This window comes from Paraglaciecola sp. QJM3NY_14, assembly GCF_056173245.1.
Genome location: NZ_CM149664.1, coordinates 3123337 through 3135821 on the forward strand (window position 1 = coordinate 3123337; position 12485 = coordinate 3135821).

Sequence of the window (12485 nt, forward strand, 5' to 3'; positions counted from 1 at the left end):
GTTTAATTCATCGGAATATATCGTAAATAGCATGCAGCGTATGCAACCCAAATCAGCTTATGAATATTCGAGAATTCGGCCATGTTTGAAAAATACAATTGGCGCACCAGACGTGAAATTTATATGGGAATATGGAGCTTTGGTCTTGGTATTGTTGGTGCCATTGGGGCACTTGGGTTTATTTGGTTACTGCAAGTGTGCAGCGAATTTTTTATCGTGGGCATAGGTGAGTTCGATGAAACTCAACCCCTGACCTTTCCGTTTTTAATGCCGTTGTACTGGGTACCTGTGGTGACCACTTTAGGTGGATTAATATCCGGGGTTATCGTTTATCGACTTGCACCTGAAGCGGAGGGACATGGTACCGATGCCTATATCGAAGCCTTCCATCAACATGATGGCGCCATACGCAGCAGAGTCCCTTGGGTAAAAGCGTTAGCGAGCGCAATCACTATTGGCTCAGGAGGCTCTGCTGGACGAGAAGGCCCCACAGCGCAGATTTGTGCGGGGATCGCCGCCATCCTTGCAGATCGTTTTGGACTAGCAAATGCAGATCGTCGCTTATTAACAGTGGTTGCCACAGCTGCCGGACTTTCAGCGATATTCAAAAGCCCACTTGGGTCAGCTCTATTCGCGGTTAAGGTTCTTTATTCTGGGTTTTCAATGGAGACCCGTGCTTTATATTTTGCCATACTCGCTTCAGCCACGGCGTACACCATTATGGGGTTTGTTGTCGGTTGGTCGCCTATTTTTAATATCCAGGCGGCCTTATCACTGACACATCCGATGGAGCTAAGCTGGTATGTTGGCTTAGGAATAGCCAGCGGCATTATCGCAAGTATTATTCCAACGATATTTTATACAATTCGCGACCTTTTTCGCCTAATCAACATACCTCATTTTATTAAACCTGCGATTGGCGGGTTACTGCTTGGCTTAATTGCCATGTGGATACCGCAAATTCTCGGCGGTGGATATCAGTGGATTGAACTGGCAATCAATCATCAACTGTCACTCACAGTGTTACTTGTTCTACTTTTACTAAAACCCCTAGCGATGGCCTTAACCATAGGCTCTGGAGGATCGGGAGGTATATTTGCACCAACATTATTCATTGGCGCTATGTTGGGTGCAGTATTCGCTGAATTAGCCGGTGCGGTAGACTCTTTTTCCCCGAGCTACGCAAGTTGTGTGATTATCGGTATGTTAGCGCTGTTCGGTGCTGCTGCGCGCACGCCACTGGCGAGTTTAGTTATGATTATGGAAATGACGGGGGAATATGGTCTGGTCGCGCCAGCAGCCGTGACAGTGGTAATAAGTGCATTGGTGCAGCGAACCTTAACAGGTTCACTTAAGTACCCCACACTGTACGAATCCCAAGTGGCATTGTCTATTGACAGTCCGACGATCCGCAGAGAATACATCGGCCAAATGGTCGCATTAGCGGATCCTAAGGGGCTGAATCTGCCACCTACGCTTTTGGTCGACGAATCCATTCGTCATCTCAGTAACGGTCAAACTATCTCATTTCCTGACGGACGAGTGATGCGTGCCTACAGTATAACTAACACCACCAGCAAAGACGGTTTACTCGCCTTGGCGCAACAAAATCACGTTTTGTTGCTCAGTATCATTCGCAATGGCGTCAGCATGATCCCGGGAGATGGTGTCAGTCCAGCAGAAGGGGACCTTGTTATTGTTGTCGGCTTGCAAGCAAGCCTACCTGCGTCGTTAACGTCAGGCGAAGAAGCTGTGTAATATATATGTGACGCGGGATTACTCCCGCATCACATGTTACGCTTCTGTGGATATCAAGATGCCTTGGCTAAGGCGAGAGCGGTATCTAACATCCGGTTAGAAAATCCCCATTCGTTATCATACCAAGCACACACCTTAACCAGTTTTCCGTCTATCACATTGGTTAAGCTCGCATCAAAAATGGAAGACGCTGAATTATGGTTGAAATCAGTAGATACCAGTAATTCATCATAATATTCAAGTACCCCTTTTAGCGCCCCATTACTTGCCGTGCGCATAATAGAGTGAATTTCGTCAATAGTGGTAGCACGACTCGCGATAAACGTTAAATCCACCATGGATACATTAATGACAGGAACGCGAACCGCGAAGCCTTTGAGTTTGCCATCTAATGCGGGTAGCACAAGGCCCACTGCCGTGGCAGCTCCGGTTTTAGTGGGGATCATCGACATCGTTGCAGAGCGCGCCCGACGAATATCCTTGTGATATACATCGGTGAGCACTTGATCATTTGTGTAGGCGTGGATGGTGGTCATCGTGCCGCTTTCTATGCCAATCGCCTCGTGCAGTGGCTTTACTAATGGTGCTAAGCAATTGGTGGTGCATGATGCGTTCGATACGATTGTATGCTCAGCCAACAGCGTGTCGTCGTTAACGCCAAATACGATTGTTGCATCAATGCTGTCTCTTGCCGGAGCGGCCAAGAGCACTTTCTTTGCACCCGCATCAATGTGCATTTGTGCCGTTTCTCTGGTGCGAAATAAGCCAGTGCATTCTAAAACGATGTCTACATTCAACTCGCTCCAGGGTAATTTCGATGGATCTCGCTCTTTAAACACTCGCACCTCGTCATTGCCGATAATGATGTTATCACCATCAACACGTACCTCTGTTTGAAAGGTTCCGTGCGCTGTATCATGTTTTAGCAATAGCGCATTGGTGCTTGCATCACCTAGGTCGTTTATCGCTACGATGCGCAGTTCATCTGCTCGTTCAGATTCATAAAGAGCTCGCGTGACCATGCGCCCTATACGTCCGAAACCATTTATCGCAATATTGATAGCCATTTATATCCCCCTTAATAGAATTCAATTCATGAAACACCCATCTGTGAGAATTAAAAAAATTCCCAGCGTTATTGATGCATCACTACCATTACATTGAGCAAATATTCGATATTGATGGGCATCAATAATGGGATGTTTGTTGAGCAAAAAGTTAAAAACACACACTCATGACAGCCCATTGTTAGCAAAATTTGCTAGGGCAAATGAGGCGCTTGTGCCCGTTAGGTAGTGAGACGTGAGAGGTGAAAAGTGAAAAGTGAAAAGTAATAACTGAAAATCTCCACTGTCGACCAAACAATGTAAATTGCGGCATACCACTAATTAACCCACATGGAATTGCGGAAAACCCTTATATAGCGAACGATCTTTTGTCGCTAACATAAAGGTCTATTGATACCGCTACTTCGATTGCTAGCATGGTTAATAGATATCCTCGATATATAGGTACCGACCTCTTTTGGGCCCATCAGTATCACTGCTAGATGGGCTCCTTTTTACGTGTCATCTTGCCGAATTTTCACGCAATATTAAGCGCTAATTTTCAGCAAAGCCAAACAGCGTAACTTTAATTAGTGGGTTGAATATTAGGCCATGACCCCAAACATCTACTGTATACAGGGTTTCCACTTGCGCTATCTATATGTGCTTTGTGAGCAGACTGTATACATTAGCAATGTAAATCACACCATACAGAGGAAGCTTTATGACTGACTACAACGATCAAAGTAACTTACAACAACGACCTGAATTGGCGACTCAAGCTATTAAAACAGCGATCGCTAACGGCGACGAAGTACGACTTAAAGCATTACTGACCAACGAGCTATTTGATGAGTTGGAGAAAAAGCACTTTATTGAATTGGCAAAAGAGAACGGAAACACCAATATTGTAAAATTACTCGAAGGAACGCCAGCAACCCCTTAGTCTGAAAGCTAACGGCCTATACGTTAAGCGCTAACAATTACAACGTGACGTTACGCTTGACGTTAAGTTTGTTATAGATTGCTGCGACATCCGTGCATCTTCAATTCTGCGCCCTGCACCGGCACAGTGACTCTAACGATATGCCAACCAGGCCTCATCTGAGCGGGTGTCGGTTATCAGTGTCTTCCACCTGACTTAAAAGGTTTCTTTGAGCAGGTTTAACATGTCATCCACCGACAGCTTAGTCGCGGCTTCATTTCCTTCTAATAAGGTATCCGCTAAGTCGCGTTTATGCTGATGCAGGGAGACGATCTTCTCCTCTATGGTGTTCCGAGTAACTAAGCGGTAGACAGTGACTGGGCGCAGTTGCCCTATTCGATGGGCGCGATCCGAAGCTTGTTCTTCTACTGCTGGGTTCCACCATGGGTCCATGTGTATAACGTAATCCGCAGCGGTTAAGTTTAAGCCTGAGCCACCCGCTTTTAAGCTAATCAAGAAGATATCCCCCTCCCCGCGCTGAAAAGCATTAACGCTAGCGTGTCGCTGCTTTTGCGGTGTCGAGCCATCTAAGTATTGGTAACTAAATCCTTTGGCTTCAATGTGCTGCTTGATCAATTGTAAATGCCCAACAAACTGGCTAAAAATAAGCGCTTTATGATTATTCAGCTTGAGCTCTTCTAATAACTCATCAAGTGCTGCAAGTTTGGCACTGGGTATTGTCGTTTCCGCCATGACCAATTTGGGGTTGCAGCAGGCTTGGCGTAATTTTACGAGCTCTGCGAGCATTCTAATGCGCTGCTCACCTGCGTTAGCTTGTTGACCGCTTTGGCTAATATTGTCGATGGCATTGAGTCTAAGCGCTTCATAAAAATCGCGCTCCTGAGCGCTCATTTCAACACGAATATTAATCTCAGTGCGGGATGGCAACTCCGTTAACACTTGGTTCTTCATGCGCCGTAATATAAACGGCTGTATCAATACTTTAAGGGCTTGACTGGCCTTACGCGCTGCCAACGGGTCTTCATGGGCATTTTCGATAGGCACTGAAAAGCGCTGACCAAAGCGCTTAATGTTACCAAGCAAGCCTGGGTTGATAAAACGAAATAGGCTCCACAGTTCAGTCAGGTTGTTTTCAATCGGCGTGCCTGTTGTAATCATCTTAAAATCACTTTTCAGTGCACAAGCCGCTTTTGTGCGCTTAGCCAGCGGGTTTTTCAAGGCTTGGGCTTCATCTGCCACTATGCTGTGCCAATGCACACCTTTGAGTATTTCGCTTTCTCTTTGCAGTAATCCATAACTGATGATCACGCAGTCGAACGGACCTAAGTCGTTCAACAGTATTCCGCGTTGTAGCGTGTTAGTCGAGTCAGCGAATAACTTTATATTCAAGGTTGGAGCAAATTTAAGCGCCTCTTGTTGCCAGTTAAAACACACAGATGTGGGGGCAATCACCAAGCTTGGCCCATTGCTGGCCCGAGACAATAAAATGGCCAAAGCTTGTAAGGTTTTCCCTAACCCCATGTCATCGGCTAAGCAAGCCCCTGCCCCCCAATGAGCAAGGCGTGACGCCCAATCAAAGCCAACCAGTTGATAATCACGTAATTGCGCTTGAAAGGTCGAGGGGATCAGCGGCGAAATCTCGCTCGCTTGGTGCATTTTTTCGGTTTGCTGCTCCCACGCATGAATGGTTTTCATGCGCATACCTGTGGTGGCTTCTTCCATTTGCAAACTGGCTAATGGGTGAAATTTTCCGTCATCAGTAACTTGATTCATTAACTCAAGTTTATGCCGCAAATCGTCAGACAAGGCGAGTATTTGTTCCTCACCAAGCTCGATAAATCGTCCATGGCTGGTTTTAACCAGTTCAAGCAGCTTTCTTAATTCAATGACCTGTTCATTGTCTATTTGTAAGTCACCGGTAATATCAAACCATTCATTCTTTTGACTGACCGCCAGCTGCAAGTGCTCACTGTCTAGGGTTTTCGACAAGGTCACTTTTTTACCTTTCGGCCAGCGCAGCACTAAATCAAAGGTGTCTCGCTTGTGGGCTATTTCTAACTGTTCAAGTGCACTCAGGGCCGCTTGCAAATCATCTAACAGTAGAACGTTGTCCGGCATATCCAAAAACACTGGGCAGGCTTGGTCTAGCTCATCGAGTAAGGTTTCTTCTCGCTGCAAATCACGTTGTGTCGCCATGCGTTTGCCGTCTAAATCGGTGGTCAAACTGGCATTGCCCACACCAGGTTTGAACGCCGGTCCATTCTCTCCAAATGGCATTACGACGCAGGTAAAGGTCAAGCCGTTTTGATTTGGCTGAATATTGACCACCAAATTAGGATCGCACTCAAAGGCTTCTAATCCGGTGTCCAGCTCAGCAATATCAGATTGAATATTCAAAAAAGGAGCAATCGCAGAAATCCCTTCAAGGGCTTTTTGTTTGGCGCTAATGGGTATAAGCAAACCGGATTCGCCAATGATGTCGGCCACTTTTAGATGCGATGTTGAGAACACGGTCAGCTGATATTGATTATCCGAAACCGCCTTTAGATTGTAGGCGGGCTGATCGTCGTCTTCGCGAATGTCATCGGGTAAATCAGCAATGCTCAAACAGAGTTGTTCGCCTAACGCGCTAACCAATAATTCTGGTTCGCGTTGGGTGATGTCAATCTTTTGGTTTACATCGTCCGCTTTGTATAAGTTGTCTATGCCAACGGCGGCTTGCAGCGCAGGTAACCCTTGCAGCATATAGTCAACTTTTGAGTAGTAGCCCCAACTTTGATATGCATCAATGGCATGGCAAAGCTTTTTGTCACTTTCGGTTAAATAGTCAAATTTATGGGGTTCTTCTTTGAGGCGTTTTAGCGAGACCACTCGCCCTTTGCTCCAGCCTGACTTATTCAACTTCTGCTCTCGCGCCGTTAAACTGTGGGCATAGGTCTGTTCAAATTCCCAAATTAAGCGCACCGGCTTGATGACCACCTCTTTAGCGGGTGTGTCATTTTTAGGTGCATTTGGGTTAAGGGCAATCAGTTTATCAAGGGCTAAATCCCATTGTGATTTAGTCACGACCAAACGGGTAAAATCCACTAGATTTCCTGCTAATTCTGCCGAGGATGCGAGCGTCGAAGATGGCGCGGACTCAGCTTTCTCGTGATTGAAGCTGGTGGCAAATTGCGCGCATATTTGCGCGAAAAGCGGGTAATCAAGTTGCATAAAATGCCCTTGATATTTCAACGCTAACGTTGCCAATGCTGGATCTTGGCTTTGATTACACCAAACCTGCCCTAAGAAATAATTGAAGTAACACAGCTGATGGGCGAAGAAGTCTAATTCATCGTCAATGCTGTTGTAACCAATATTGATATCGTATTTTAGCCCCGCAGAAAGGCACATAATGGGCTTAACAACGCCTTGGCCTATATAATAAAAGTCGCTGTTAACTTTACGATCGCTTTCTTCATATTCCACTTGTTGCAGTGCACTGCTAAACGCACTCACATCATCTTGATTCGCCTTCACCATTAACGCCAATTTATAGAAGTAACCTGGCAGCTCATTCAAGTATTGTTTTTTGCGCTTCGTTAACTTGTTTTTTGCCAGCATGGCTTGTTCGAAATAACCAATAGCAAGCTCATTCTGCCCTGTTAAAAAACAATAAGTGCCTCGCAGCTGCAACCCATAGCTGCTTTTGTCTTGTGGATTTTGAATACGTAAAAAGTCATCAAAGCGCAGCTGATATAAATACTGCTCCGCTAATAGATGATGACACTCGCTATTGTAACTCGGCTCTGTGGTATCTGGTGCAGCTGCGCAAACTTGCTCTAATAATTGAATGGGGTACGCACAGCTTTGCCCTTCTATTTGAAACGTTCTAAGAAGCGTCGCGAATGCTTGGTATTGAACCGCGCTGGAAAGCTGTAAAAAAGATTTTAAATCAAAGGGTAAGAAAAGAACCTCGAGCAATACCTTGTTCTTTGTATGCTCAATAATTTGGGGGTTCTTATGAAAATCTAACGCAGCTTCAAAGTCATCCATTTGATGCAAATAATACAAATCACGGATCACTCTAGCGCTATCAGCTTCTTTGTTCTGCCAACTATAACTGTTTATGACTGGCACTACTTGCTCGCCAGTCATGATGATTTCGAGTAATCTTTGCCCTGGTTCAAGGTCTGCGGCGACAGGCAATTGGTCGATTTTTTTCACTAAAAAATTGCCCAACAGCGGATTAAGTTGCAAGCCTTCTCGGTTGTTTATTAACAACGATTCAGAGGTGAGTTGTTCTTTTTTCTCAGAGGTAAGTGCGTATTGTTTTTTGGGTAACGCCAGTAAGCCTCGACCAATCAGTAAATCAATGACCAAGGCTAATTTCAGCGCCCCAATGGGCTTATGAATGACGGATAAAATGAATAGCGTCGCTTGCTCAGCTTCACTCAGCGTTAAAAATTTCTGATATAACGCTTCGATTTGATGATGTGATTGGGGATGAATTAAAGCAGCAAGCTTCATAGTCAATTGATTCTTAATAACGATTCTTTTTCAGTGGCGTGAAGTTATCAAAATCATTGCCGCTAAACAATTGCTATGAGTCAGCTTCAAGTGCCCCCAGCCGATCCAATGCTTCGTTGTTTAGCCTAGACTGGCTATCGCTACTCGCGCTAGCCAAACCCATAACGCTTGCTATTTTGATTGCCAAAGCTAATCAACAGTTACCGAGATTTTAAGCCGTGCGTTTTTCTTTGCTCATACATCAAACATTCAAAAATACGCTCAAGCCCTGCGAACGTTTAATCGAGTTTAACGGCTAAATAGTGAACACCTGCGTTTGATGATTGTGCCAAAAAGTAAATGTCGTAATATTTAAAATACTGCTGGCCATCTTTGCTAACCGGCTCGGCATCTTTTGGTAGCGAGTCATACGCCTTACCCAATTCATATCCTGTGTTATTAGCGGTCGACTGCTGATATTCCAGCGAATTTGCCACAACTGAGTTATCTTCAGTGACGTATTCGTCCCCCAAGTAAGCAGGCTCGTCAATCACTCGGTAAGCGCCATTATCAAACACATAATAAATGCCTTGAGCAAAATAGTAAGCACTGCCCCTCATAACAATACGCTCGTACCCTGCAGGCAGATGATTGACTCTGAGCCCAACGGGCGGACGCACCACCTTATAACCTTGCTTGACGTGGCGATAATATAGGCCATCGTGAAAAACAAACGACACACCACCAAAGCGCAAAGCAATGCTGTTTACTGGTGCTTTACGCACTAACGCGCCGGTTTTATACACCACCCGTTTTTTTACTATTGGCTTGTGAACCGACGGTGCATGTACAACGTTCTTTTGTATGACCGTTTTATACTCGGGGGAGTGGTGAACAACACTCTTTTTCACCAGCACTTTTTTATCAACGACGTTTTTATTAACGACTTTTTTGTCAGTGACCTTCTTCACGACCACATCGCCATTATGCCGCTCATTCTTATACTGTGCCTGACTTAGAGGAGATACAGCACTTAAGCTAATAACCAAGGGCAACAACCATTTTATATTCATAGTGATTCCTTAATAACGATTTTCGTTATGGGTGATATTAGGCCGCAAAACTGAATATAAACTGACTGCAATGCCCTATACCTGCTACTTTACGTAAACTTTGTAGTTCTTAACGTTTCTTAACTTTCCCGCCCTTTTTTTATTTAACGTCAATAAGGGTAGCCCTTCACAACAGCAACTTTTTACAACGGCGAATTCACAACAGCAACTTTCTACTGCAGCGAAAATATTCAACGTGGGCAAGGTGAATGTCGATGTGCGTGCACTTCTTCTTAAAATATAAAGTCACGTCTTTCAAATATAAGCCAGACCGTTACTCGCGTTTGCATTGCCGCTTTTATGGATTGCACATTGGGTTTTCGTCACCGCGCAATTAGCATCAATCACAAGATATAATTACTTTTTTGCAACAAGTTAATTTACTCTACAGATAAATGGCCATAAATAAGGTGCTCACATGCAGTTAAACGTAAACGGTACATCCCACGACGTGGACGTGGATGATGAAATGCCCCTGCTGTGGGTGTTACGTGATGAACTGAATATCACAGGCCCCAAGTTTGGCTGCGGTATTGCGATGTGCGGTGCCTGCACTGTGCATATTAACGGCCAACCCGCGCGCTCATGCTCTATGCCCGTAGGTCAAGTATCTGGCCTTGTGACCACCATTGAAGGCTTAGGGACGCCGGACGCTATGCATGAAGTACAAGCAGCGTGGGTTGAACACCAAGTCGCCCAATGCGGATATTGCCAACCCGGGCAAATTATGTCGGCGGCGGCGTTATTGCAAATGAACACGAATCCTGATGATGAAGCCATTGATCGCGCCATGTCAGCCAATTTATGTCGTTGTGGCACCTACCCGAGAATTCGCGCTGCGGTGAAAACCGCCGCACAAAATATTCGGGAGAAAAACGCATGAGCACACTCGGTAAAATTACCCGCCGCAGCTTTGTGATTGGCTCTGCCGCCATTGCGGGCGGCGTGCTTTTTGGCGTGTACAAATATAAACAGCCTTACCCTAATCCGCTTAAAAAAAGACTTGCCCCAGGCAATACCGCCCTGACACCTTACGTACTCATTAATGCAACCGGCGTCACCATTATTGTTCCACGAGCTGAAATGGGCCAAGGGGTCAAAACCACCCTTGCAGCATTAGTCGCAGAAGAGTTGGATATAAACGTAGAAAACATCACCATTGAACACGGTGTTCCGTCACATGCCTATTACAACGCTGCGGTATTGGAAGAAGGCGTGCCTATTCCTTCCCAAGATAACAGCGCCATGGCGAAAATGGCGCGTAATTTTATGCATGTACCGGCTAAGCTTTTCGGGGTGCAAGTCACAGGTGGCTCATCATCTACCGTGGATGCATTTGAGAAAATGCGTATGGCCGGTGCCACCGCCAGAGAGGCCCTGCTATTAGCCGCCAGTGCCAAGTTAAATGTGCCGAAAAACGCCTTAAGCACAGACAACGGCGAAGTGATTACACAAGACGGTAAGCGTCTTTCGTACACCGAATTAGCCAGCTTAGCTGCGAGCGTAGAATTACCTGATGACGTAAAGCTAAAACCACAGAGCCAGTGGAAGCAAATAGGCAAGTCCATTTCAAGAGTGGATATGGTCGAAAAGTGCACCGGTACTGCCACCTTTGGTATCGACGTGCTGCAAGATGAAATGCTTTACGCTACCGTTAAAGTTAACCCTAATTTGGGTGCGAAATGCAATTCGTATACGGCGAATAATGCCGCGAGCATGAAAGGTGTTAAGGCAATTTTACCCCTTGCAGATGTGGGCGTTGCAGTGGTTGCTACCAATACTTGGTATGCGTTTAAAGCCGCAGAAAAAATCGAGTTTGACTGGGCCAAAACGGACTATGGGCAAACCACAGAGGATTTATTCGCCTCTGCTATCGCTGCTTTCACTGAGGAGCATCACGACAGCGAAACGCGCAATGATGGTGATGTTGAAGCCGTCATTGGCCAAGCGGGAGACGCCACCGTGCATCGTGAGTACCGCGCGCCATTGTTAGCCCACGCCACCATGGAGCCCATGAATGCCACGGCATTGATGAAAAATGGCGAGCTAGATGTATGGGTCGGTACTCAAATGGCCACATATGCGCTGTCCGAAGCGTCACGGGTGTCGGGCATAGACCCAGAAAACATTCGTATTCACACCACCTATTTAGGCGGCGGCTTTGGCCGGCGGCTCGAAATGGACTTTATTATTTACGCGGTCATGGTCGCCAAACAGCTTGAAGGCACCCCAGTGAAAGTGACTTGGACCCGAGAAGAAGACATGACCCACGACAGTTACCGACCTTTCGCTGTAGCGCGCTTTGAAGGCATTACCAAAGGCAAAAGTGTCAGTGCTTTAGATGTAAAAATATCCTCTCCTTCGGTGATGGAGTCACAAATGGGTCGCCTTGGCGTGTCGATACCCGGGCCAGATAGCACCATAGTACAGGCCCTATGGGATCAAGCCTACATGATAGAGAACTACCGCGTGACGGGTTATCGCGTCCCTATGGGTATGCCTGTCAGCTCTTGGCGCTCTGTGGGCGCTTCACAAAACGGCTTTTTTAATGAATCAATGATGGACGAGCTGGCCATTGAAGCGCATGCGGATCCTATTGAGATGCGCTTGGGTCTTATCACCCATCAACCGACCCGAGATGTGCTTGAAACCGTCGCCAAAATGGCAAATTGGGGACGTGACCTTCCAGAAAACCATGGCTTAGGCGTGGCACTTGTGACCTCGTTTGGGGTGCCAGTGGCTGAAATTATAGAGGTGGTCAATACACCAAGGGGGATCAAAATACTCAATGTGTACGTGGCAGCCGATGTGGGCATTGCCATTGATCCAGTGAATATCGAGGCACAATTAATCTCAGCGGTTAATTTTGGTTTAGCTGGGGCCATGATGGGCGAAATTACCTTATTAGACGGTAAAGTACAGCAGACTAACTTTCACAATTATGATGCTATTCGCATGCATCAAGCGCCCGCTATACATAGTAAAATACTCGAAAATGGTGAGCGTATTCGCGGCATCGGCGAACCAGGCACCCCACCAGCAGCACCCGCTCTTGCTAATGCCATTTATGCGGCAACGGGTCTTCGCCTACGCGAAATGCCATTTAATAAGCAAATACAGTTTGTTTAGGAGCAC

7 protein-coding genes are annotated in these 12485 nt (G+C 46.1%); 4 read left to right on the forward strand and 3 right to left on the reverse strand.

Annotation, left to right across the window (positions count from 1 at the left end):
• Window positions 1-81 precede the first annotated feature (81 nt).
• Window positions 82-1758 carry a chloride channel protein gene (locus tag AC0VYA_RS13205; protein WP_475488563.1) on the forward strand — a complete coding sequence of 559 codons (1677 nt, stop codon included), beginning with the start codon at window positions 82-84 and terminating at the stop codon, window positions 1756-1758.
• 53 nt (window positions 1759-1811) lie between these two features.
• Here the strand turns inward: AC0VYA_RS13205 and gap are convergent, their stop codons facing one another.
• On the reverse strand, window positions 1812-2825 hold the full coding sequence (gene gap / locus AC0VYA_RS13210) for a type I glyceraldehyde-3-phosphate dehydrogenase (RefSeq protein WP_475488564.1): 1014 nt from the start codon (window positions 2823-2825) through the stop codon (window positions 1812-1814).
• A 703-nt stretch (window positions 2826-3528) separates the two neighbouring features.
• Between gap and AC0VYA_RS13215 the strand changes: the two genes are divergently transcribed.
• Window positions 3529-3750 carry a hypothetical protein gene (locus AC0VYA_RS13215; RefSeq protein WP_011575375.1) on the forward strand — a complete coding sequence of 74 codons (222 nt, stop codon included), beginning with the start codon at window positions 3529-3531 and terminating at the stop codon, window positions 3748-3750.
• 195 nt (window positions 3751-3945) lie between these two features.
• Here the strand turns inward: AC0VYA_RS13215 and AC0VYA_RS13220 are convergent, their stop codons facing one another.
• Window positions 3946-8259, reverse strand: coding sequence for a DEAD/DEAH box helicase (locus AC0VYA_RS13220; protein WP_475488565.1), 4314 nt, complete (start codon window positions 8257-8259; stop codon window positions 3946-3948).
• Window positions 8260-8537: 278 nt separating this feature from the next.
• Window positions 8538-9311 (reverse strand): DUF6515 family protein, encoded by a 774-nt coding sequence (locus AC0VYA_RS13225; RefSeq protein ID WP_475488566.1) that lies wholly within the window; start codon window positions 9309-9311, stop codon window positions 8538-8540.
• Window positions 9312-9768: 457 nt separating this feature from the next.
• Here AC0VYA_RS13225 and AC0VYA_RS13230 point away from each other — a divergent pair, with 457 nt between their 5' ends.
• Together AC0VYA_RS13230 and AC0VYA_RS13235 are read left to right on the forward strand one after the other, a co-directional pair.
• A complete protein-coding gene (locus AC0VYA_RS13230; protein ID WP_475488567.1) occupies window positions 9769-10233 on the forward strand; it encodes a (2Fe-2S)-binding protein in 465 nt (154 codons plus the stop codon).
• Window positions 10230-12479 (forward strand): xanthine dehydrogenase family protein molybdopterin-binding subunit, encoded by a 2250-nt coding sequence (locus tag AC0VYA_RS13235; RefSeq protein WP_475488568.1) that lies wholly within the window; start codon window positions 10230-10232, stop codon window positions 12477-12479. Before AC0VYA_RS13230 ends, AC0VYA_RS13235 begins: the two co-directional genes overlap by 4 nt.
• Window positions 12480-12485 lie beyond the last annotated feature (6 nt).